Here is a 21,662-nt window from a genome sequence, read left to right on the forward strand (position 1 = left end):
GGAAGAAGAACAGGCGCCGAATGGCGTGATGGGGTGAAGCGAGGCGGGGACTGACAGGTGAAGCGAACGCGCGATTGCGATTCACCGATGTGCGATCGCGTCGCGATTCGATGCGCAAACACAGCTCCCGAATAACCTCACCTCAAGCCCGGATTCGCGCGTTCCGATCTCGACGACACACGTGCAAACGAAAGCGGGGCAGGCGGCGAACGAGCCGCGCTGCCCCTTCGGCACTCAGGCCGTCCAGTCGAGAATCACCTTGCCGCTTTCGCCGGACAGCATCGCGGCGAAGCCTTTCTCGTAATCGTCGGCCGCAAAGCGATGCGTGATGATCGGCGACAGGTCGAGGCCGCTCTGCAGCATCGCGACCATCTTGTACCAGGTCTCGAACATCTCGCGGCCATAGATGCCCTTGATCTCGAGCCCCTTGAAGATCACCTGGTTCCAGTCGATCGCCGTCTGCGCGGGCGGGATGCCGAGCAGCGCAACCTTGCCGCCGTGGTTCATCGCCTCGAGCATGCTCGTGAACGCGCTCGGCACGCCCGACATCTCGAGGCCGACGTCGAAGCCTTCGGTCATGTGCAGGTCGGCCATCACGTCGCGCAGCGACTCGCGTGCGACGTTGACCGCGCGCGTCGCGCCCATCTTGCGCGCGAGTTCCAGCCGGTAGTCGTTGATGTCGGTAATGACGACGTTGCGCGCGCCGACGTGCTTCGCGATCGCGACGGCCATGATGCCGATCGGGCCCGCGCCGGTGATCAGTACATCCTCGCCGACGAGGTTGAACGACAGCGCCGTGTGCGTCGCGTTGCCGAACGGATCGAAGATCGACGCGAGATCGTCGGAGATCTCGGGCGGAATCTTGAACGCGTTGAACGCCGGAATCGCCAGATACTCGGCGAACGCGCCTTCGCGGTTCACGCCGACGCCGACCGTGTTGCGGCACAGATGCCGGCGCCCCGCGCGACAGTTGCGGCAGAAGCCGCACGTGATGTGGCCTTCGCCGGACACGCGATCGCCGATCGCGAAACCGCGCACTTCCTGCCCCATCTCGACGATCTCGCCGACATATTCGTGACCGACGTGCATCGGCACGGGAATCGTCTTCTGCGCCCAGTCGTCCCACTTCCAGATATGGATGTCGGTGCCGCAGATCGCCGTGCGGCGGATCTTGATCAGCACGTCGTTGTGGCCGACTTCGGGGCGCTTCACGCGCGTAAGCGTGAGGCCGGGGCCGCGCTCGAGCTTTGCCAGTGCTTTCATGGTCGCGCCTCCGTCAGACGATGCCGAGCGACTTGCCGACGCGCACGAACGCGGCAACCGCCTGGTCGATCTGTTCGGGCGTATGCGCGGCGCTCATCTGCGTGCGGATGCGTGCGCGGCCGCGCGGCACGACGGGGAACGAGAAGCCGATCACGTAGACGCCTTCGCCGAGCAGCTGGTCGGCCATGTTCGTCGCGAGCTGTGCGTCGCCAAGCATCACCGGGATGATCGGATGCGCGCCGGGCACGAGCGTGAAGCCCGCTTCGGTCATCTGCTCGCGGAACCGCACGCCGTTCTCGCGCACGCGCTCGCGCAGCTTCGCGCCTTCGTCGCTGCCGAGCAGCTCCAGCACCTTCAGCGATGCCGCGGCGATGCTCGGCGTGAGCGTGTTCGAGAACAGGTACGGACGCGAGCGCTGGCGCAGCAGTTCGACGACCTCGCGGCGCGCGGCGACGTAGCCGCCCGATGCGCCGCCGAGCGCCTTGCCGAGCGTGCCCGTGATGATGTCGACGCGGCCTTCGACGCCGCAATGCTCGGGCGTGCCGCGGCCGTGCGCGCCGATGAAGCCGACCGCGTGGGAATCGTCGACCATCACGAGCGCGCCGTAACGATCGGCGAGATCGCAGATGCCTTTCAGGTCGGCGATGATGCCGTCCATCGAGAACACGCCGTCGGTCGCGATCAGCTTGTGGCGCGCGCCCGCCGCATCGGCTTCCTTGAGCTTCGCCTCGAGATCGGACAGGTCGTTGTTCCGGTAGCGGAAGCGCTTCGCCTTGCACAGGCGGATGCCGTCGATGATGCTCGCGTGGTTCAGCTCGTCGCTGATCACCGCGTCGTTCTCGTCGAGCAGCGTCTCGAACAGCCCGCCGTTCGCATCGAAACAGCTCGAATAGAGGATGCTGTCCTCGGTGCCGAGAAACGCGGCCAGCGCGCTTTCCAGTTGCTTGTGCACGGTTTGCGTGCCGCAGATGAAGCGCACCGATGCCATGCCGAAGCCGTCCTGGTCGAGGCCGGCTTTCGCCGCGTCGATCAGGCGCGGATCGTTCGCCAGACCCAGATAGTTGTTCGCGCAGAAATTGAGCACGCCGGCACCGCCGGCAAGCCGCACGGCCGCCGCCTGGGGACTCGCGATCTCGCGCTCGGTCTTGTAAAAACCGTCCGCGCGGATCTGGTCGAGCGTCCCGCGCACCTGGGCGAGAAAGGCATCACGCATCGCAAAGCTCCTGACAGGGATTCGCATTCCGCGGCGCGCCGCTCGTGGCGGCGGCGCAACGGCCTGCTACTGTTATAGTCGGTCGTTCGGTTGACCGCATTTATCCGATATTCCGAACTAGAATTCGAAATACCGAACAACTCTAAGCGAACGGAATCCAAATGGCAAGTTCCTCCGGATCGCGGCGCCCGCCTGCCGGCGCCGCATCGCAGCCGCCGGCCGCCACGCCGCCGCGTGTCGGCGAGCAGATCCAGCGATTGCGCAACGAGCGCAAGCTGACGCTCGACGACCTGTCGCGCGCGGCCGGCGTATCGAAATCGATGCTCTCCGAGATCGAGCGCGACAAGGCCAACCCGACGATCGCCGTCGCCTGGCGGCTGACCAACGCGCTCGGCATCACGCTCGACGAGCTGTTCTCGCAGCCGAAGGCGCCGGAGACGATCCGTGTAGACGGCCCGCACGACATTCCAACGCTCGCCGGGCACGACGGCCGGTACCAGTTGCGTGTGTGGGGCCCGATCGATCTCGCCGGCAAGTTCGAGTGGTACGAGCTGACGCTGCCGGGCGGCGGCGCACTCGTATCGAACGCGCACGAACCCGGCACGCGCGAGCACCTCACCGTGCTGCAGGGCGCGATGGAAATCGAGGCCGCATCGGCCAGCCGACGCCTGAAGGCCGGCGACACCGCGCGCTACCCGGCCGACGAGCCGCACGCGATCCGCAATCCGGGCAAGGCCGACGCGCGGGCACTGCTAATCGTGATCCATCGCTGACGGCGCGTATAGCTGGCCAAAGAGCCAGTTGCGGAAAGTACTGTATGTTTGTACAGTATACGGACATTCCGCCATGCATGGGCCGGAGCCGGCGCACCGAGGCGCCCGCCCCGGTCGACAGGAGCCTGCGATGACAGAAGAACAAGATTTGGCCGCGCTCAGCTTCAAGGCTGCCGCACACGACCTCGAGCTGATCGTTCGCCATATTGCCGGGCGCTATATCCGTCAGCGCGTCCCGCTGACGTGGCGCCTGCTGCACGCGATCGAAGCCGAGGCACTCGCCGATCTCGGCTTTGCCAGCCGGCACGAGGCCGGTATGCGCCAATTGTTCGAACGACCGTCGGACATGGCGTTTCCCGAAACGGACGATCCGATCGACTTCGGCCGCTCGAATGCGCTGCCCGCCGTCTTTTCGTTCGCGGTTCTCGCATACGAAGCGGCGGCAACGTCGCATGACACGGCGCCCCGCGAGCGTGCTCACCGTCCGTCCAAGGCGTGGGGCGACTGACTGCCAACCCGGGCCGCCGCGCATGGCGGCCTGTCGAGCCTCTTGCTGCCCGAGACGTTGCGAAAAGGGCTACCATATACGCAACTAACGGAATAAATGACATGTCCCTTCCCGCCTCTCCCGACACTCCGGCACGCCCGGAAGAAAAGGATCTGTTCGACCGCGGCGCATCCGACTGGATCGTGTCGCCCGAAGCCGCATTCGATGCGTGGCTGGCCATGCAGGACTATCGCCGCTCATCGGCCGATGTCTATCGCACGCAATGGGGCGCGTTTCTCACGTGGATGCGCGCGCATCAGAAGAATCTGACGACGGTCGATACGGCAACGATCGCGAACTTCGTCGGCGAATTGCCGATCCGGAAAACCCAGCGATTGCGCTATCTGCGGCTGATCGAGCGTGTACTCGACCACATCCGGCGCACCGAGTATGCGTCGACCAACCCGGCCCGTTTCATTGCTCAGGATGGCGAAGCGAACTGGCGCAAGGCGCGCGACAATGAGCCGACCGGTTTCCTGACGCCGGCCGAACACGCGACGTTGCTCGCGTATCTGTTTTCGCCGATCGGCGTATCCGGTTCCGCGTACTGGAAAGAGCGGCGCGACCGCGCGCTCGTGGCCGCGTTTCTCGGTGCCGGCATTAAAACCGGCGAAGCGCGTGTGCTTACGATTAGTTGCGTCAATACGAGCGGAACATCGCTGCAGATCCAGTCGGCGCACCCGGCTTACGCACGCGAAACCCATCTGGCGTCATTCGCGATCGCGCTGCTCGAAGCGTGGCTCATGGAGCGCAAGCGCCAGGAAATTCCGGGCGAGCTCGTGTTCCCTGCGTCGCATGCCGGGCGGCCGATGCACAAGGCGACGATGCTGCGCGCCATCGATGCGATCGTCGAATCGGCCGGGCTCACGTCGTCGCGCACCGCGCGCGCGAGCCCGCAGACGCTGCGCAATACCTACGCGGCCGAACTGTTCGAAAACGACGTGCCGCCTGAACGGGTCGGCAAATGGCTGGGCTTCATGCGGCCGATCTCGTCGAACCGCCTGCATCGCGCATGGAAAAACTGGCGCGATGGCCTGACCGACAGCAACGGTGACGCATCCGACAGCGACGAAACTCACTGATCCGGAAACGGCTGCTCCCGCGACACGATCCGTGAGCAGCCTTGCACGGCGCAGCCTCACCGTTTCACAGCTCCCGAAAAACCTCACCTCAAGCGCCCCGGATCGTCTCACCTGTGCAGGTGCCGCCGATCTTCTGGTCAAGTGTGCGCAAAACGCGCGATAGCTTCGAATCGCGACGGCCATGCGCCCGAAGCGTGCTCGCATTCCGGGCACGCCACTTCAAAACCCTCGTCGCTCTGCGACAGCTCCGGTTCGCCGTCGCAACGCGGGCACTGGGCCGGCACCGGAATCTCTTGATCCAGCGACGTACCGATCGCGGCAAACGCTTCCGCATCCAGTTGCCCCGCATCGGCCAGGCGCCGGATCAGCGCGGCAATTTCCGGATTCATCCCGCGGCTCGCGCGCAACGAATTCGCGTCGCGCGTCGCACGTTCCAGTTCGTCGCTCTGGCTGCGCAACTGTTCTTCGAGCCGGTCGGCGCGTGCCTTGGCCGAGCTCAGTTGCTGAAGGAAATCGAATTCCTTGCGCTGGACGTCGCGCAAACCGCTCTGGTAGGTCGACGCCATGCTGCGCAGCGAGTCCAGCTCGACCAGCATCGGCTTGACGCGGCGTTCTGCTTCGGCCACCGCGTCCTTGATTTGCTGGGCGTAGTGCTCGGTGCGCTGCTGCAATTCGGCTTGCAGCGCATCGATGCGGTCGCGCAGCACGGCGTTTTGCGCCTGTTCGGCGTCGACGCGGCCTGCGGCGGCGGCCAATTCCTTCTCCAGTCGGGCGACTGTGGTGAGCAACGTCGCTTCGCTTGCCGAACCGTGCGTCGTCTGTGATGCGAGCTGAACCTCGAGTTCGGTCACGCGCGCCTGCAATTGCTCGTTCCGGGCTTCGCCGCGCGCGAGCGCGCTTTCGAGCGTCTCATGGCGGACGGTTGCATCGCGCAACCGCTGTTCGGCGTCGGCAATGCCGGCGCGAACCTGTTCGCGGTCGCCATCGAGACTGTCGCGCGCCGCTTTCAACGCTTCTTCATAGAGCGCGCCGAGCAGCGCACCGGCCTTTTCCTCGACGGCCTTCGGAATTGCCGCACCGTCGAGCCGGATCTTCGACGCAGAACGGATGCGCTCCCAGAAATGATCGATGTCTTTCGGGATGTCGCTGGCGCTGCCGGTTTGGGTGAGATCGCGGACGTTGGCGGCCGACGGCCGGATACCGAGATCGAAGAACAGGCGCTTGCACGCGTGCAATGACAATTCCTGGCGCCGCGCACCGCTTGCACGCAGAGTTTCCAGTTCGTCCCGAATGACTTGGCGCATTTCGTCCAGGGTCATGGCAGAGCTCGTAGACATTGAAGTGTGGTAATCATAACGAAATACGTATCTATTGATACCTGTTTCAGGTCGACGTTGCGAATTTACGTCGCTTCGCACAGAAATCGGGTCTGTGAGCTTATCTGGACGAACGTGGTCCAGAATTCCGTGAAACAAAGCGAAGAAAGTCAGCCAAGTCTTTGTAATACAAGCGTTTTCCAGCAGATCCCGAAAATCGGCATTTGTTTCACATGACGGCGGATCCGATTCCCTGTGGGTGTTCAGGGTTTGGGGTCTCTGTGGAAAACTCGTCAGCCGATGTCTTGAGAGTATTAGAAGTAAACACCCTTGAACCCTTAGTTAAAAACGTTAACGCCATGGCGCAGCCTTATGTAGCAAGGCTTTCCGGCCGACAAGGTGAAGTTTTACGGGAGCCAAGGTGATCTTCTGCGGGAGCTGACGTGATGGGGTTCAGGGAGCTGCGTGAGCCGTTGCAGGAAAGGTCGTGAGCGGATTCGGGATCACAGTGAAACACGAGATTTCCCAAAGGTGAGGGTTTTCGGGGCCTCACAGCCACAGAACCCGCGCTGTGCCTGACTGCACAGTTTTCTGCCTGTGCAGACATAGGTGAGAATTTGCGGGACCCTCTTCGCGCCCCGATTCTGCCCATTTTTTAGGCAATTTTGGCAAAAGGTGAGGTTTCACGGGACTCCACGGGAATTTGGTGTGAGGATTTCCGGGAAACGAATGCCATTTTGCACAGCAAAAGTGCTCTCCGGGGCCTGTGATGCACTAAAGGTGAGGCTTTTCGGGAGGGAAATCCGGATTTTCCTGCCCCGATCGCGCTAAGGTGAGCTTTTTCGGGGCATGGATCACAGGCTGTGGTCGTGGTCACAGGTGAGCATTTTCGGGAACGGTATTTGCTCGAAAAATGGTCAAAGGTGAGGCTTTTCGGGACCAGTGAGCGGTCGGATTCGCCGAAAAGCCCGCCAGGACTGGAAGAAATCTCGTTTTTGCTGTGCCCCTTTTTGGCACAGGTGAGCATTTTCGGGGGCTGACATACGGTTGTCGTATGAAGGACTCCCCCCGAAAGGTGAGGCTTTTCGGGGGATGTCTGCCGGGCACAGCCAAATGCCTTCTGTGCATAAGTATCGGAAGGCATTGGAGTTTTTGATACCGCGGCAGTTACGGTGAGGTTTTTCGGGAGCCGTTCCCGTGCCCGTTGCTGTGCCGCATTTTTTCAATGAGGTGAGCGTTTTCGGGAGGCTCCGGTAGCCAATCCCGCGTGTGCCGGACATTCGGCAGCATCGAGACGAAAGGACAAGCTGTGCTCAAGGTGAGTATTTTCGGGACCTGACTCGATTTGGGCGCTGTACAATGCGCGCCCGGGCCGGCAAAGCAGGCCCGATCGGGTGGCGCGGGCCGGTTTCGACGGCGCGTTTCCGGGTGCCGGATGCGATCACGATTTCCTGGGGAGCCGTGCCTGTACATGCATACAGCCCGAGGCGGCGCGATCCGGGACGTTCCGTGAGGTGCGATCGCGACCCTGTGGCGAACTCACGGACGTGCAGTCGCAAAATTGCGACAAATCGAAAGGTGAGCCGATACGGGAGCGAGTTTCGCACGTGTCATGCACAGGGGAAATTCTGTGAATCGGCGCATCCCGCGGCACGTCTGGACGAGTCTGGAGCGCCGCAATTCCGGACCGGTGAGCGTTTTCGGGAGCGGTTGGGGTGAGTGCCATTTAGCACGCGTGCTTCACCGGCTATGGTGAGCATGTCGTTCTGGACGCACATCACCGCAGGCGCTATCCTTCCGGAAAACTTCTCCTCCGACCCGACGTATGGCCACGACGAAGCGCGCCAAGAAAACCGATGTGGATGTGGTGAGTGCCAGTTCTGCCGAGTTGCGCAAGGCCGTCGAGGCGATCGCAATTCAGCCGAAGAGCGGCAAGATCACACTCCTGACCCGCAAGCTGTTCAACGTCCTGCTGGCCGTCGCGCAGCAGGCCGACGACTCGGGCGATACGTATCGCGCGCTGCTGTCGGATATCGTCGCAAACTCCGCCTTCGATTCGAACGACACCGCACTGGTGAAGGAACACCTGCGCCGCATGGTGTCGGTGCAGGTCGAATGGAGTACGGGGACGTCGAGCCAGAAGCCGGGCCGCAAGTGGGGGATCTCGACGCTGATCGCCGACGCGGAAATTCTCGAGGATCCGGCGACCCGCCGCGTGTGGGTCGAATTCTCGTTCGCGCCGAAGATCAAGAAAAAGCTGCTCGATCCGGTCCAGTATGCGCGCCTGAGCCTGCAGTTCCAGAGCCAGCTGCGCAGCAGCGCCGGCCTCGCGCTGTACGAGATCTGCGTGCGCTATCTGACGAATCCGAGCCACCTGACGATGCGCGAGCCGTGGGAATGGTGGCGGCCGATCCTGTCGGGCACGCCCGACACCGAAGCCGGGGACGAGGCGAAGCGCGAGTACAAGTACTTCAAGCGCGACTATCTGCGTCCGGCGATCGCGGAAGTCAACGCGGTCACCAACATCTTCGTCGAGCTGATCGAGCACCGTGAAGGGCGCCGGGTCGCGGAGATCCAGTTCCGCGTGACCGAGCGCAAGCAGCCGATGCTCGCGCTCGACGAACACCCGAACGTGTTCGACAGCACGCTGGTCGACCGGATGGTGAAACTCGGGATCCCGCTGAAGGAAGCGCAGACGCTCTACGCGGACAGCGAAGAGAACCGGATTCGCGCCGCACTGCAGATGACCGAGCAGCGGATGCGCAGCACGACGCTGCCGCCGGTGCGCAGCGCGCCGGCGCTGTTCAAGGACGCGCTGAAGAAGGGTTATGCGCCGCCGGTCGAGTCGGTCGACGCGCTGCCTGCCGGCACGCCGTCCGCGAAGGTTGCAGCGGCGCAGCCGGACGATCTGAAGGCGCGCCTGCTGAGCGAATTCTCGGCGTTCCGTCGCAAGGAAGCGAAGGTGCTGTACGAGGAGCAGGGGGACGCCGAGCGCGAAGTGGCGCGCGAGTCGTTCGAGTCGGAGGCGCTGCCGACGATGGGCTCGCATCTGCGCGACGACTGGCGCAAGCGCGGCCTCGATTCCAAGCTGGCCGAGACGGCCTTTTTCGACTGGCTGGCCCAGAAGACCTGGGGCGAGCCGACGGACGGCGACCTGCTGTCGTTCACGCTGAACCAGTCGCGGGCCGCCTGAGGCCCGCTCAGGCCCGCTGACGGGCCTGCCGCCGGCCGCCTGCTCGGTGCGGGCCCGGCGTCTTCACCAGGCCTTGCCGGCCGCTTCCATCACTCTGACAACAGCATCCGCTCGAGCTGCTCGAGGATCGCGTCGCGCTTGTCCTTCGGGAGGCCGCGCAGGCGCAATTCGATGCGGTCTTCGCCGTACGACTTCAGGTCGCCGACCGACTTGCCGCCGAGCTTGATCTCGAGACGCTGCGCGTAGCGCTGACGGCCCGCGGCCTTCGGCGTCTCCTGCGCGGCGACGCGGCCCTTGACGATGTCCGACACCTGGCGCGTGCTGAGATCGTCCGACACGATCTTGTTGATCAGCCGCAGCGTGGCCTCGGTGCCGCGCGCATTGTGATAGCGGCCGACCTGATACGCCATGTTCGAACCGAAGCGATCGGGACGCGCGACCATTTCCTGCATGATGGCTTCCGGCAACTTGCCGATCGACAGCGCGACGGCCACCGTCGACTCGTCGAGGCCGAGATGCTCGGAGAGTTCCTTCTGGCTCTGGAAATGCTTGTCGTCGAGGAAGCGGCGCCACACGACGGCGTTGTCGAACACCGTCTGCGAATCGCGCTGGACGTTCAGATCGTAGCCGAGCTTGTAGCTCTGGATACCGATCGGCACGTCGATCACGATCGCCTTCACCGATTCCTTGTTTGCTTCCTTCAGCGCCCGCACGCGACGGCCACCGTCGCTGACGAAATACGTGCCCGGATTGTCGTAATCCGGAATCACGTGGATCGCCTGCTGCTGCCCCTGCTTCGCGAGGTTGACCGCGAGTTCGGCAATCGACGACTTCAGATAGAAGTGCCGCGGATTGAACGGGCTATGCTTGATCGCCTTCAGCGACAGCTCGATCACCTGCCCCGGGGCATAGCGGTTCTCGAGGCGCCATGCGCGATATTGCTGCGATTCGTCGATCGACGAATCGAGCGTGAGTTCGGAAGCGGGCGGCAGCGCGATGTCTTTCTTCGCGGATTTGGTCGGTGCCGCGGCGGGCGTCTCGGACTTGACGATGCCATCAATCGCATTGAGCCGATCGAGCGCCGTGCGTTTCTCGCTCGTCGTGATATCCGGGCGCGCTTGGAATCCTTTTGCAAATTGGGAAGGTTTCATGTGACTCCTTTGTGCGCATAAAGTCAGGGCAGCATGGCGACGATTTCGTCGGCACATGCGCGAATTTCGGCGGCGGCGAGCTTGCCGCCGCGATCGTTCATCTGCAGCACGGTCTGACCGAGCGCCATCGCCTGCTTGTACGCTTCCCGCGTCGGGATCTGCGTCTTCAGCAACGGGAAGCCGAGCTCTTCGAGCGCGCGCTTGAGCTCGCGGGTCAGCATGCGCTTCTCTTCGGTCTTGTTCAGCAGGAATACCGCGCGGAGGTCTTCGTTCATGACCTGCGCCTGCTGGATCAGCTTGACCAGCCCGACGCTCGACCAGTAATCGGCCGGCGACGACGAAGTCGGGATCACGGCAATCGATGCGGCCAGCAGGACAACGCCGGATACCTTCTCGGTGATCGACGGCGGGCAGTCCACGACGATGATGTCGTAGTCGTTGATGAACTTCTTGATCTCGCGATGGATCTGGCCGTCGGCTTCGGCAAGGTTGACGACCGGAAACGGAATGCCGGTGTCGCTGTCGCCGGAGGCACTCGACCAGTGAACCAGGGTGTTTTGACGGTCTGCGTCGATGACGAGGATGCGCTTTCCTTTTTCATGGAACGCGGCGCCGAGGTGCATGGCAATCGTGCTTTTGCCTACGCCACCTTTTTGTTGAGTGACTGCAATGATTTCCGCGGCCAATTTTCACTCCTATTTTGGTCGTTGGAATTCTACAGGACGATATTTATATTTCAATGAAATTGTCGTTCGACAACTACACGTTAGCCATTCGGGCTATCGGTTTATGCGCATAAACGAACCGGCGATGATCGGTGGCGTGATCGGATGGCGTGGCTGATGTCCGCGGACGTCGATGAACCGCGCGATGGTTGCGTCGTCACGAAGTGCGTCGTCGGGACACGCAGCGGGTTGCCGGCGATATCGAAGTGGGCTGCCCTTTCAGGTGACGGTGGTGGATGGTCGCCTGCGGCCGGGCGAGTTTGTGCGCATAAACTCTGTCGCGACCGGGGAGGCCAACCATGCGGTAGGACGGTCGCTCATTGCCGAGCGCGGGCGTGATCCTATTCGCCCAGGCCAGATATGCAGCGCGGTAGGCGCGCCATTGAGCCTATGGGCATCGACATCACGCCATACCGAGTCGCAACGTTTATGCGCATAAACCGCGGTCGATGGATGGCGAATGCCGAGCGACCATATGCCGACCCTGCATGAATTCGGCAAACGGGGATGCCCCGACACGGCAGAACATCGATGCGACGATCGCTTCGGTGCCGCGACTGTCGACGTTCGTCGGCGCGATGAAATCGCCCGGTACCCTGTCGAGCGATCGCTGGCTTTATGCGCATAAACCAATCGGCGTACCATGCTAGCGCCTGCGCTTTTCGCCACCCGAGACACGCGTCACGATGCGCAGGCTCACGAACCCTTATCCTTGCCGCACGACTTTATGCGCATAAACACACCAGTCCTTTGAAGCGTATCCCGATAGATCGCCTCTCCCGTGACCCGTGTCGCTGCGGCGTCTTCCCGTCAACCGGCCTCCCCAAAACATCGAATCCGCGCACGGCTACCCCATCGCCGCCCCCACCGAAACACCCGATCCAGACTGGCTACAATACAGCCCTCTCCCATCCAGGCCTGAATGATGATCACGATCTACCACAACCCCCGATGCTCGAAATCGCGCGAGACGCTTGCGTTGGTCGAGACGCTGAACACGACCGGCACGCCGGTGAACGTCGTCGAATACCTGAAGACGCCGCCGACGGTCGAGGAACTGGAAGCGCTGCATCGGCAGCTCGGCCGCCCGGTTCGCGACATGCTGCGCGGCGGCGAGGAGCCGTACAAGACACTGGATCTGGCACGCGCGGATTTGACCGATGCGCAAGCCTACGAGGCGATCGCCGCTCATCCGGTTTTGCTGCAGCGTCCTATCGTCGTTTATCGCGGGAAGGCGGCCATCGGCCGGCCGCCCGAATCGGTGCAGGCGCTGTTCGAATAATTCTTGTCCGGCGTATTTTTCTTATTGCATCATCCCGGCGCGCACGCCAGCAATCGAAGCCGGTGGGATCGCCGGGCAGCGCACACCCACAGCCCGGACGATAGCGGCAACGCGGGCCGGGTCTAGCCCGCCCCGGGCGACGTGTCGTCATCGCCCGGTTCCCGCCCCGCCGCCGCTTTCGCGGCTGTCCGCAGCAGCGCAATCTGCCCGCGATAGGCTCTGCAGCCACTGCAGGTCGGCAGGTGCACGCGCACCTGCAGGCGCTCATGCAGGGTCAGATGCCGGTCCAGCGCATCCGACAGCAGTCGCGTCACGTCAGTACATTTCCCCGGCAGCATCTTCGGTCGTCAGTCCTTTTTCGCTCAGGCAGGTTCGCAGGCGCGTGCGCGCCCGATACAGCAGCACGCTGCAATGATTCGTCGTCAGCGTCAATTCGCTGCAGATGTCCGTCATCTCGACGTCGAGGAATTCGCGCATCATGAACACGCGCCCGATCTGCTCCGGAAGATGGTCGAGGCAGACCTGGAACAGCGTCCAGAACTGCTGCTGCTGCAACAGCGTTTCGGGGCGCGGCCATGGCCGCGGCTTCGCATGCGCGGCCCAGTGCCCGTTTTCCTTGAACAGCTCGCGATCGAGCACGGATTCGCCGTCGAGCTCGGCGTCGAGCGCGGACAGGCTCACCGTCCGCTGCCGCGCACGCAGCACGTCGATCAGCTTGTTGCGCAGGATGCCGAACACCCAGGTCTTGTGGGCCGACAGCCCCGCGAAATCGCCCGCGTGCGACCACGCGGCGGTCAGCGCTTCCTGCACGGCGTCTTCGGCCGCGTCGGCATCGCGGAGCTGGAGTCGCGCGAAGCGCAGCAGGTCGCGCCGCAGTTGCGCGAGATAAACGGGGTCGTCGTACGCGGACGGCATGTCAGGGTGGCAATGTCTCGAGGTGATCGCGCTTGCGTCACAGGGCGGGCGCATCGCGGTGCGAGCAGCTTACTGGGCGCGCTGCCGGCCTGCAACGTATGTTCCGTCACGAATTCACGAAACCGGCCGGCGCGCTGCGCTATGCTTGCCGAAACCCGTATCGCGCGCCGAAGGCGCCGCGCGGCGGGCAGTTTGTAACGTCAGAACATAACGGTCGAGTTATCCACAATTTCTGTGGAAAACCTTGTGGAAAGTCGGCCGGACGGCCCCGTCGGGCGGTTCGCGGGCTGGCTTGCCTATAAACAGACCTTTGTCACCTGTTCGGAAGCAATCGATCCGATTCCTCACTCACCGGAAGGAGAACGTCATGTCCTATCGTATTGCGGTCGTCGTCGGCAGCCTGCGCCGCGCTTCGTCGAACCGCGCACTCGCGCACGCGTTGATCTCGCTCGCCCCCGCCGATTTTTCGTTCGAGTTCGTCGAGATCGGCGAACTGCCGCTGTACAGCCAGGACTACGACGCGGATTTCCCGGAAGTCGCGAAGCGCTTCAAGCAGTCGATCGAAGCCGCCGATGCGCTGCTGTTCGTCACGCCCGAGTACAACCGGTCGATTCCGGGCGTGCTGAAGAATGCGCTCGACTGGGGCTCGCGCCCGTGGGGTTCCAACTCGTGGTCGGGCAAGCCGGGCGCGGTGCTCGGCACGTCGCCGGGCGCGACGGGCACGGCGCTCGCGCAGCAGCACCTGCGCAACGTGCTCGCGTACCTCGACGTGAAGACGCTCGGGCAGCCCGAGATGTTCATCAAGCACGACCCGGCGCGCATCGACGAGCAGGGCCAGATCGTCAGCGAGGACACCCGCAAGTTCCTGCAAGGCTTCGTCGATCGCTACGCGGGCTGGGTGCGCCTGCTGAAGGCGGCCTGACGACTTCGGCCTGATCGCGGCGGCCCGCACGCAGCAGGTTACGTGCCGGTGTGCCGCGCGTCGCGCGCTTCGCGGATGCCCAGCAGGATCTCGTCGAGCAGCGCGATGTCGAACGGCTTCGACAGCACGCGGACGTTGACGGTGCGCGTGCGGTCGAGCTCCTCCGCATAACCCGTGACGAGAATCACGGGCAGCTTCCCCGGCCGCTTCTCGACCGCTTCGGCGAGGTCGATGCCGTTCAGGCGGCCCGGCATGTGGATATCCGAAATCACGAGGTCGAACGCGTCGTTCGCGGCCGCGCCTTCGATCAGGCGCAACGCGTCGTCGGCGGTGGGTGCATAGGTCACGCGGTGCCCGAGCAGCGAAAGCAGCGCTTCGGTGCCGGCCGCGACTTCGCTGTTGTCCTCGACGAGCAGCACGTGCAGCCCGGCGAGCGCGCTTGCGTCTTGCACGACGGCCTGCGGCCGCACGACGACGTCCTCGGCACGCGCGCGCGGCAGGTAGAGGCGCACCGACGTGCCGGCGCCGACCGCGCTGTCGATCGTCGCGAGGCCGCCCGAGCGTTCGCAGAATGCGAACACCTGCGGCAGCCCGAGCCCCGTCCCCATCCCCTGCGCCTTCGTCGTGAACAGCGGTTCGAACGCGCGCGCAAGCACGTCGGGCGCCATGCCTGAACCCGTATCGTCGAGCGAGATCTGCACGAAATCGCCGGTCAGCGGAAAGCCGTCCTCGCGGCGCAGCGTCACGTTGCGCGCGCCGACCGTGAAGCGGCCGCCGGTCGCCATCGCGTCGCGCGCATTGACCGCGAGGTTGATCACCGCGAGCTCGAGTTCCGCAACGTCGACGCGAATCGGCCAGACGCCGGGCTCGATCGCGACGACCAGCGACGATTTCGAACCGAGCGATGTCTTCAGCAGCTCGCGGCACGTGCCGACCCATTGCCCGATGTCGATCGTCTCGTTGTGCAGCGGCTGCTTGCGCGCGACGCCGAGGAGCTGGCGCGTGAGCGACTGCCCGTTCTTCAGCGCGCGTTCGATCGCGCCGAGTTCCTTGTCGAGATGCTGGACGCCGCGCCGCCGCGCGATCTGCACGTTGCTCGAGATGATCATCAGCAGGTTGTTGAAGTCGTGCGCGACGCTGCCGACGAGGTTGCCGAGCGCCTGCATCTTGCGCGACTGCCGGTACGCCGATTCGATCGAGCGCCGCATCGACGCTTCCGCCTGCCAGCGGTCCCACGCCTCCTCTTCCGCCTTCAGCCGCTTGAGCGACAGCCAGATCACGGACCACAGCGCGATCGACGGCGCGAACATCGAGATGAACAGCACGCTCAGGTGTTCGTACCATTCATGCCAGATCGCCGACGTGCGGTACGCGCACGACACATAGACGGGATAGCTGCCGACCTGGCGGTACGCGACGATCTCGCTGCTTGCGCCATCGTGGCGCACGCGCACGACGCCCGCGCGCGGATCGTTGCGCGCGTCGCCGAACGTGGCCGTGCGATCGGTATGCGCGAGCGACGGCGGCGGCGGATACGATGCGATCACCGCGCCGTCCGAGCGCGCGAGCGCCATCGTCATCGGCGTGCTCGCGCCGCCGAGCAGGTCGCGGTAGAACGCGTTGAAATACGACGATTTCAGCGCGATCGACACCATCCCGGCGAACGAACCGTCACTATGACGCCGCGCGACGCCCGTGTTGAATACGGGAATGTTCTCGAGCTTGAGCGGCCCCATCATCAGCCGCGAGATGTGTTCGATGACCTTGCCGTCGCGGATGCCGGCGAAGTCGTCGCGGTTCGCGATCGACGCATAGGGCGCCGGATAGTAGAGGCTGTTGGCGAGCAGCATCCCGCTCGCGCCGAAGATCGACACGGCGGCCACCTGCGGGTAGCCGCCGCCGATCGTGTTCAGCGCTTCGTGGATGTCGGATTCCCTGTTGCGTACGGTCGCGTCGTCCATGTCCTGCACGAGATCGACGATGCGCGCATCGAGGGTTTCGCTCAGGTCGAACACCTTGAGCGCGTGCTCTTCGGCGACGCGTACGGTGCGCATCGTCACGTCGCTCGCGGCGGCCTCGCGCGCCTTCAGGTCGTTGTACGCCATCACCACCACGTAGATGCACGGCAGCACGATCGCCGCGACGAGCAGCACGATCAGCGTCACGCGGCGGACCGCGAAATCGTGCTCGGGCGCACCGGACGCATAGGTGCCGTCGTCCTGCCAGTCGTCGGCGGGAGCGGAGGCGGGGGCGTGGGAGTCGGCAGGCCGGTCGGACGTCATCGAGGCAGCGGGCGAGGCAGAGGTGCCTGCCATCATAAACGAGTTGCGACGGCCCGCCGCACCGCGCCGTACGAGCACGATCCCGTCGATTCCGAGAGGGGGAAATTGTCGAATTGAAAACGCGACGAATCCGGCAGCGCAAACGTACACAAGGAAAAATTTTGCGTACTTATCTCGAAAATAGTCGCGGCTGTTTTCGGAATGACGCGCGATCGGATCGATTTTGTTCGAAATGGTGAAAATGGCGAGTTGCACCGACTTCGGTTTACTCCGAGAATCGCGCCTTGCTTTCCCTATGACAGATCTATGCGCCCGCCGGCGTTCGCCGCGCGGTGCGTCGCGCGCACCTGCGTCGCGGCGCCCGCGCACGGCCGCCAGGCGGTTGCCTGCGCCCGAACGCATGGCGCCTCAAGAAGTGCGCCGCGCGGCCGTTAACGCGAGAGAGACCACTCCGTATACCGCATCGCCCCATGCCTTTGCCGATTGTAATTGCCGACGATTCGCTGCTCGCTCGCAAACTTCTGACAAAGGCGTTGCCGGGAGACTGGGACGTTGACGTCGCGTATGCAGCGAATGGTCGCGAGGCCGTGGCGCTCTATCGTGACGGCAAAGCTTCCGTGATGTTTCTGGACCTGACGATGCCCGACATGAGCGGATATCAGGTTCTGGAAACACTGCGCCACGAAGATCTGAACACGTTCGTGATCGTGGTATCCGCCGATATCCAGCCGCAGGCGCAAGCACGCGTGCGCGAATTGGGCGCGATCGCATTCGTTGCCAAGCCCGTGACGTCGGACGCATTGCTGCCCATTCTCAAGGAGTATGGGTTGTATGCCTGAATCGGTGTTCACGGCGGAGCAACGCGACGCGTTGCAGGAGATCGCCAACCTTGCAATGGGCCGCGCCGCCGCGCGGCTTGCGTTGCTGCTCGGGCGCTTCATCGAGCTGTCGGTGCCGCGCGTGCGCGTCGTGAAAGCGGCCGACGCGGGCGACGCGCTGCGCGAGATGACGGGCATTCACGACAACGTGACCGCGGTGCGCCAGGGCTTCCGTTCCGACATCAAGGGCGAGGCGATCGTGCTGTGCCGCAGCGCGGGCGTCGCGCGGCTCATGACGATCGTCGACCGCACGTTCGGCGACGGCGTGTACGGCGGGATGGCGACGCCGGACGAGCTCATGTTCGACGTCGCGAACGTGCTGATGGGCGCATGCGTCTCGTCGATCCTCGACGAGCTCGGCCGCAAGCCCGTGTTCTTTCCGCCGGGGCTGCTCGGTTCGAACGTGTCGTTCGACGACGTATTCCAGCCGCCCGAGCTCGCGTGGAGCGTCGCGCTGCTGCTCGAGGTGAACTTCGGGCTCGAGGATCATGCGTTCCGTGCCCACTTCGTGATGTTGATGGCCGAGGATTCGATCCGGCTGATGGGCGACGCGCTCGACGCGTTGCTGTCCGCGCTATGACGGCCGCCGCGCCGTCGCTGAGCGACCTCGTGATCGAGCGGGTGGGCTTCGGCCTGTTCGTGCTCGACCGTTCGATGAGCGTGCTGATGTGGAATCGCTTCATGCAGGACCACAGCGGCATCCCGGCCGCCGACGTGATCGGCCGCAACCTGTTCGATTGCTTTCCGGACCTGCCGCGCGCATGGCTGTCGCGCAAGCTCGAGAGCGTGTTCCAGCTCGGCAGCTTCGCGTTCAGCTCGTGGGAGCAGCGGCCCTACCTGTTCCGCTTCGAGCACGACCGGCCGATCACCGGCGGCGTCGACTACATGCAGCAGGACTGCACGTTCATGCCGCTCACGCGCGGCCGCGAGGTCGAGGCCGTGTGCGTGACGATCTCCGACGTCACGCATGTGAGCGTGATGCAGCGCGAGCGAGAGGAAGCGGTCGCGAAGCTGCGCGAACACGCGAATCGCGACGGTCTGACCGGCATCGCGAACCGGCGCTTCTTCGAGGCGCGGCTCGGCGACGAATTCGCGCGCTGGCAGCGCTACGGCGGCGACATGTCGGTGCTGCTGTTCGACCTCGACCACTTCAAGACGATCAACGACCGCTTCGGGCATGCGGCCGGCGACGCCGTGCTGCGCGAGACGGCGCGCCGCGTCGCGTCGATCGTGCGCGCGCAGGATACGTTCGGCCGTTTCGGCGGCGAGGAATTCGCGCTGCTGCTGCCGTGCACGAATCTCGACGAGGCGATGCTGGTGGCCGACAAGGTGCGCGACGCGATCGGCAGCTCGCCGGTCGATGCCGAGGGCGTCAGCGTGCCGGTGACGGCGAGCGTCGGCGGCGCGTGCGCGAAAACGGGCGCGCCGACCTGCGACGTGCTCGTCAGCGAGGCCGACGCCGCGCTCTATCGCGCGAAGCGGCTCGGGCGCGATCGTTCGGTCGCCTACGCGTAGGCGCGCCCGCCCCGCATCGCGCGAAGCGGCTTCGCCCCGCGCGTGCCGCGCTCAGCTTTTCGCGATGTCGGCCAGCACGCCGGCCAGCACGGCCGGCTCCGACACGAACGGCGAATGGCTGCTGTCGAGCTGGTGCACGTGGGTCGGGTTGCCGGGCGCGAACGCGTCGGCTTCATCGATGAAGCGCTGCTGCAGCGCGGGCAGGATCACGCGATCCTGCAGGCACTTGATGTAGTGACGGTCGATCGCGCCCCAGCGCGCGGCGGTCGTCGGGATCGCGGTCGCGAACGGCGCGGCCGGCACGTCGCAGGTCATCAGGTTCGCGACGGCCTCGAAGTCGGCCTGCGGTGCGTCGTCGTACAGCGCGCGCTTCATCGTGTCGCGATACGCGGCGTCGCCGCTGCGCGGATCGATGCGCAGCGCACCGGCGACGCGCGGGCTCGCGAGCATCAGCGCGCCGAGCATCTCGCCCTTGTTCTCGGGCGCGCGCACGTAGTCGAGGCCCGGCACGCCCGAGGCCGGCATGAACGCCGCGAGATAGACGATCTTCGCGATCTTTTCCGGCGCGCGTTCGGCGGCCGCCGTGATCGCGAGGCCGCCCATGCTGTGCCCGACCAGCACGACCTTGCCGCGGCCGAGCGCATACGCGTCGTCGACGGCCTGCATCACCTGCGTCGCGTAATCGTCGAGCGTCGTGTTCGCGACCGGCGACGGCTCGGCGCCGAACGCGTCCTTGTCGAGCGGCCGTGCGAGATAAGACGCGGGAAAGCGGGCGTTGATGCCGTGCGCAGGCAGGTCGCGCGCGATCGACAGGTAGCCGCGCGCGGCCAGCGCGGCAGCGACGTGCGCGTAGCACCACGCGCCGTGCCAGGCGCCATGCACGAGCACGAACACGGGATGGTCGGCCTGCTGGGGGGCGGTTATGTTCGTCTCCATGGTGTTCGTGTTTTTTCGGGAAAGCTGTCATCTTAGACGAACCCGTGCGTATCCAAGCGCGAACGCATGGCACGATTGCGCGGTGACCGGTGATCCGTCCCTCTTGTCTCGTGCAGGCCACATTTCGTCCGGATCCGATATGAATTTGAGCCGAAGCGCGCTAATTTGTTGCTTTGCCCGCGATTGCGCCCCATGAACGTCGACTATCTCTTCTACCGGAAGCCGGACAAACCCGGCCCCTATTCGCTCGACGACCTGGGCGACATCGCGCCGCCGATCGGCCAGGGCGACCTGGTGCGCGCGGGGATCGCGCGCGTGTTCGAGCAGATCGACTGGCAGGAGTCGCCCGACGTGCCGGGCGCGTGGTTCGGGACGGGCGGCGCGGTATTCCAGTTCACCGCGGAGCCCGACGGCCGCGTGACGAGCTTCATGGGCTCGCGCCTCGAACGCCGCTCGATGCTGCAGCTCACCCGCGAAATGGGGCTCATTGCGCTCGACCTGCAGCGCGATATCGTTTACGGCTGACGGGCCGCCGGCGCCCGCTGGTGCCCGCTGGTGCCATATGTGGCGCCCGTTCCCGCCGAGGCCGGCCGCGCCGGCCTGCCAACGGCTCCCGGCGCCCCGCCGGGCATGGCGCGCGTCCGCCATCGAACTTCAAAGATTGCTATACTTTCGCCCAATTCCGGCTTCCGGCCGGTAATTTGTGCCTGTCTGCGTCAATCGTTCGCATATCTCGCACGCATTGACACCCTGACCATCCCAGCCGGGCATGGCTTCTTCAATCGCCCCGCGTGGGTGTCTCCGTGGAGCTTGTCTTGGCCGTTTCCAATTCCGTCGTGGACGAACAAGAAACCGACGCCGCTGCCGTCACATCGGGCAGTTCCTTCTATCTTGCGATGCGCATCCTGCCGGCCGTGCAGCGCGATGCGATGTTCCAGGTCTACGCGTTCTGCCGCGCGGTCGACGACATCGCCGACAGCGACCTGCCGCGCGCCGAGCGTACCGCGGGCCTCGATCGCTGGCGTGCGGACATCGACGCGTGCTTCGCGGGCCGCCCGCCGCGCCATCTGGCCGCGCTCGACCGCGAGATCCGCGCATTCAACCTGCAGCGCGACGACTTCCACGCGATGATCGACGGAATGGCGATGGACGCGGTAGAAGACATCTGCGCGCCCGACGAGCCGACGCTCGACCTCTTTTGCGATCGCGTGGCGAGCGCGGCCGGCCGGCTGTCGGTGAGGATTTTCGGGATGCCGGAAGCCGAAGGGATCGAGCTGTCGCACCACCTCGGCCGCGCGCTGCAACTGACGAACATCCTGCGCGACATCGACGACGACGCGGCGATCAACCGCTGCTACCTGCCGCGCGAGCTGCTTGCGCGCGAAGGCATCGCGATCGCCGATCCGGCGACGATCGTGCGCGATCCGGCGCTGCCGCGCGTGTGCGCGACGCTCGTCGAGCGCGCGCTCGAGCACTTCCGCCAGGCCGACGCGGTGATGGATACCTGCCCGCGTGCGCAGGTGAAGGCGCCGCGCATCATGTCGGGCGCGTATCGCTGCATTCTCGAAGCCGCGATCGCACGCGGCTTTGCCGCCCCGCGCGCCCCGCTGCGCAAGCCGAAAGCGCGCATGCTGATGATCGCCGCGCGCTACGCGCTGTTCTGAGTCGA

Annotated in this window: 20 protein-coding genes; 11 read left to right on the plus strand and 9 right to left on the minus strand. The window is 64.6% G+C overall.

Annotated features, from left to right (window positions below; all coding sequences use genetic code 11):
* Nucleotides 1-234 precede the first annotated feature (234 nt).
* Together tdh and ACPUER_RS04185 are read right to left on the minus strand one after the other, a co-directional pair.
* Nucleotides 235-1,263: an L-threonine 3-dehydrogenase gene (tdh, locus tag ACPUER_RS04180; protein ID WP_047902093.1), complete on the minus strand. Its 1,029-nt coding sequence runs from the start codon at nt 1,261-1,263 to the stop codon at nt 235-237.
* A 13-nt stretch (nt 1,264-1,276) separates the two neighbouring features.
* Nucleotides 1,277-2,476 carry a glycine C-acetyltransferase gene (locus ACPUER_RS04185; RefSeq protein WP_175959867.1) on the minus strand — a complete coding sequence of 400 codons (1,200 nt, stop codon included), beginning with the start codon at nt 2,474-2,476 and terminating at the stop codon, nt 1,277-1,279.
* Between the two features lie 161 nt (nt 2,477-2,637).
* Between ACPUER_RS04185 and ACPUER_RS04190 the strand changes: the two genes are divergently transcribed.
* From ACPUER_RS04190 to ACPUER_RS04200, 3 genes are all read left to right on the plus strand, one after another.
* Nucleotides 2,638-3,249 (plus strand): helix-turn-helix domain-containing protein, encoded by a 612-nt coding sequence (locus ACPUER_RS04190; RefSeq protein ID WP_175959868.1) that lies wholly within the window; start codon nt 2,638-2,640, stop codon nt 3,247-3,249.
* A gap of 130 nt (nt 3,250-3,379) precedes the next feature.
* Entirely contained in the window at nt 3,380-3,757 is a 378-nt protein-coding gene (locus tag ACPUER_RS04195) for a DUF2471 family protein (RefSeq protein WP_034181502.1), read from the plus strand.
* A 101-nt stretch (nt 3,758-3,858) separates the two neighbouring features.
* Entirely contained in the window at nt 3,859-4,878 is a 1,020-nt protein-coding gene (locus ACPUER_RS04200; protein ID WP_425130427.1) for a tyrosine-type recombinase/integrase, read from the plus strand.
* Between the two features lie 137 nt (nt 4,879-5,015).
* Here the strand turns inward: ACPUER_RS04200 and ACPUER_RS04205 are convergent, their stop codons facing one another.
* Nucleotides 5,016-6,197: a DNA-binding protein gene (locus ACPUER_RS04205; RefSeq protein WP_425130438.1), complete on the minus strand. Its 1,182-nt coding sequence runs from the start codon at nt 6,195-6,197 to the stop codon at nt 5,016-5,018.
* A 1,822-nt stretch (nt 6,198-8,019) separates the two neighbouring features.
* On the opposite strand from ACPUER_RS04205, the gene ACPUER_RS04210 reads away from it, so the two are divergent.
* Entirely contained in the window at nt 8,020-9,387 is a 1,368-nt protein-coding gene (locus tag ACPUER_RS04210; protein WP_111019234.1) for a replication initiation protein, read from the plus strand.
* 89 nt (nt 9,388-9,476) lie between these two features.
* Here ACPUER_RS04210 and ACPUER_RS04215 read toward each other — a convergent pair whose 3' ends face one another.
* Nucleotides 9,477-10,538: a ParB/RepB/Spo0J family partition protein gene (locus ACPUER_RS04215; protein WP_175959869.1), complete on the minus strand. Its 1,062-nt coding sequence runs from the start codon at nt 10,536-10,538 to the stop codon at nt 9,477-9,479.
* Between the two features lie 23 nt (nt 10,539-10,561).
* Nucleotides 10,562-11,224, minus strand: a complete 663-nt coding sequence (parA, locus tag ACPUER_RS04220; RefSeq protein ID WP_034181507.1) for a ParA family partition ATPase — start codon at nt 11,222-11,224, stop codon at nt 10,562-10,564.
* Nucleotides 11,225-12,185: 961 nt separating this feature from the next.
* Between parA and arsC the strand changes: the two genes are divergently transcribed.
* Nucleotides 12,186-12,545, plus strand: coding sequence for an arsenate reductase (glutaredoxin) (gene arsC, locus ACPUER_RS04225; protein ID WP_425130428.1), 360 nt, complete (start codon nt 12,186-12,188; stop codon nt 12,543-12,545).
* Between the two features lie 122 nt (nt 12,546-12,667).
* On the opposite strand, the gene ACPUER_RS04230 is transcribed toward arsC, so the two are convergent.
* A complete protein-coding gene (locus ACPUER_RS04230; protein ID WP_047902101.1) occupies nt 12,668-12,883 on the minus strand; it encodes a zf-HC2 domain-containing protein in 216 nt (71 codons plus the stop codon).
* Nucleotides 12,861-13,460, minus strand: a complete 600-nt coding sequence (locus tag ACPUER_RS04235) for an RNA polymerase factor sigma-70 (protein WP_072444958.1) — start codon at nt 13,458-13,460, stop codon at nt 12,861-12,863. The genes ACPUER_RS04230 and ACPUER_RS04235 overlap by 23 nt, the downstream gene beginning before the upstream one ends.
* Nucleotides 13,461-13,827: 367 nt before the next feature.
* Here ACPUER_RS04235 and ACPUER_RS04240 point away from each other — a divergent pair, with 367 nt between their 5' ends.
* A complete protein-coding gene (locus ACPUER_RS04240; protein WP_072444956.1) occupies nt 13,828-14,382 on the plus strand; it encodes an NADPH-dependent FMN reductase in 555 nt (184 codons plus the stop codon).
* Between the two features lie 38 nt (nt 14,383-14,420).
* Here the strand turns inward: ACPUER_RS04240 and ACPUER_RS04245 are convergent, their stop codons facing one another.
* Nucleotides 14,421-16,664 carry a hybrid sensor histidine kinase/response regulator gene (locus ACPUER_RS04245; RefSeq protein ID WP_105391364.1) on the minus strand — a complete coding sequence of 748 codons (2,244 nt, stop codon included), beginning with the start codon at nt 16,662-16,664 and terminating at the stop codon, nt 14,421-14,423.
* Between the two features lie 470 nt (nt 16,665-17,134).
* Between ACPUER_RS04245 and ACPUER_RS04250 the strand changes: the two genes are divergently transcribed.
* From ACPUER_RS04250 to ACPUER_RS04260, 3 genes are read left to right on the plus strand one after another with little or no spacing between them, the layout of a single operon-like run.
* Nucleotides 17,135-17,503, plus strand: a complete 369-nt coding sequence (locus ACPUER_RS04250; protein WP_175959873.1) for a response regulator — start codon at nt 17,135-17,137, stop codon at nt 17,501-17,503.
* Nucleotides 17,496-18,122 (plus strand): chemotaxis protein CheC, encoded by a 627-nt coding sequence (locus ACPUER_RS04255; protein ID WP_425130429.1) that lies wholly within the window; start codon nt 17,496-17,498, stop codon nt 18,120-18,122. Before ACPUER_RS04250 ends, ACPUER_RS04255 begins: the two co-directional genes overlap by 8 nt.
* Nucleotides 18,119-19,057 carry a GGDEF domain-containing protein gene (locus ACPUER_RS04260; protein ID WP_175959875.1) on the plus strand — a complete coding sequence of 313 codons (939 nt, stop codon included), beginning with the start codon at nt 18,119-18,121 and terminating at the stop codon, nt 19,055-19,057. The genes ACPUER_RS04255 and ACPUER_RS04260 overlap by 4 nt, the downstream gene beginning before the upstream one ends.
* A gap of 51 nt (nt 19,058-19,108) precedes the next feature.
* Here the strand turns inward: ACPUER_RS04260 and ACPUER_RS04265 are convergent, their stop codons facing one another.
* Nucleotides 19,109-19,993 (minus strand): alpha/beta fold hydrolase, encoded by an 885-nt coding sequence (locus ACPUER_RS04265; protein WP_175959876.1) that lies wholly within the window; start codon nt 19,991-19,993, stop codon nt 19,109-19,111.
* A 192-nt stretch (nt 19,994-20,185) separates the two neighbouring features.
* On the opposite strand from ACPUER_RS04265, the gene ACPUER_RS04270 reads away from it, so the two are divergent.
* A complete protein-coding gene (locus ACPUER_RS04270) occupies nt 20,186-20,518 on the plus strand; it encodes a hypothetical protein (RefSeq protein WP_175959877.1) in 333 nt (110 codons plus the stop codon).
* 290 nt (nt 20,519-20,808) lie between these two features.
* Nucleotides 20,809-21,657: a presqualene diphosphate synthase HpnD gene (hpnD, locus tag ACPUER_RS04275; protein ID WP_105391294.1), complete on the plus strand. Its 849-nt coding sequence runs from the start codon at nt 20,809-20,811 to the stop codon at nt 21,655-21,657.
* The last annotated feature ends 5 nt before the right edge of the window (nt 21,658-21,662 follow it).

Source organism: Burkholderia sp. DN3021, from assembly GCF_049805555.1.
Taxonomy (GTDB): domain Bacteria; phylum Pseudomonadota; class Gammaproteobacteria; order Burkholderiales; family Burkholderiaceae; genus Burkholderia; species Burkholderia pyrrocinia_C.

Coding starts and splice junctions, on each gene's coding strand:
- tdh (WP_047902093.1), bottom strand. CDS start 1,263: ATGAAAGCACTGGCAAAGCTCGAGCGCGGCCCCGGCCTCACGCTTACG.
- ACPUER_RS04185 (WP_175959867.1), bottom strand. CDS start 2,476: ATGCGTGATGCCTTTCTCGCCCAGGTGCGCGGGACGCTCGACCAGATC.
- ACPUER_RS04190 (WP_175959868.1), top strand. CDS start 2,638: ATGGCAAGTTCCTCCGGATCGCGGCGCCCGCCTGCCGGCGCCGCATCG.
- ACPUER_RS04195 (WP_034181502.1), top strand. CDS start 3,380: ATGACAGAAGAACAAGATTTGGCCGCGCTCAGCTTCAAGGCTGCCGCA.
- ACPUER_RS04200 (WP_425130427.1), top strand. CDS start 3,859: ATGTCCCTTCCCGCCTCTCCCGACACTCCGGCACGCCCGGAAGAAAAG.
- ACPUER_RS04205 (WP_425130438.1), bottom strand. CDS start 6,197: ATGACCCTGGACGAAATGCGCCAAGTCATTCGGGACGAACTGGAAACT.
- ACPUER_RS04210 (WP_111019234.1), top strand. CDS start 8,020: ATGGCCACGACGAAGCGCGCCAAGAAAACCGATGTGGATGTGGTGAGT.
- ACPUER_RS04215 (WP_175959869.1), bottom strand. CDS start 10,538: ATGAAACCTTCCCAATTTGCAAAAGGATTCCAAGCGCGCCCGGATATC.
- arsC (WP_425130428.1), top strand. CDS start 12,186: ATGATGATCACGATCTACCACAACCCCCGATGCTCGAAATCGCGCGAG.
- ACPUER_RS04230 (WP_047902101.1), bottom strand. CDS start 12,883: ATGCTGCCGGGGAAATGTACTGACGTGACGCGACTGCTGTCGGATGCG.
- ACPUER_RS04235 (WP_072444958.1), bottom strand. CDS start 13,460: ATGCCGTCCGCGTACGACGACCCCGTTTATCTCGCGCAACTGCGGCGC.
- ACPUER_RS04240 (WP_072444956.1), top strand. CDS start 13,828: ATGTCCTATCGTATTGCGGTCGTCGTCGGCAGCCTGCGCCGCGCTTCG.
- ACPUER_RS04245 (WP_105391364.1), bottom strand. CDS start 16,664: ATGACGTCCGACCGGCCTGCCGACTCCCACGCCCCCGCCTCCGCTCCC.
- ACPUER_RS04250 (WP_175959873.1), top strand. CDS start 17,135: ATGCCTTTGCCGATTGTAATTGCCGACGATTCGCTGCTCGCTCGCAAA.
- ACPUER_RS04255 (WP_425130429.1), top strand. CDS start 17,496: ATGCCTGAATCGGTGTTCACGGCGGAGCAACGCGACGCGTTGCAGGAG.
- ACPUER_RS04260 (WP_175959875.1), top strand. CDS start 18,119: ATGACGGCCGCCGCGCCGTCGCTGAGCGACCTCGTGATCGAGCGGGTG.
- ACPUER_RS04265 (WP_175959876.1), bottom strand. CDS start 19,993: ATGGAGACGAACATAACCGCCCCCCAGCAGGCCGACCATCCCGTGTTC.
- ACPUER_RS04270 (WP_175959877.1), top strand. CDS start 20,186: ATGAACGTCGACTATCTCTTCTACCGGAAGCCGGACAAACCCGGCCCC.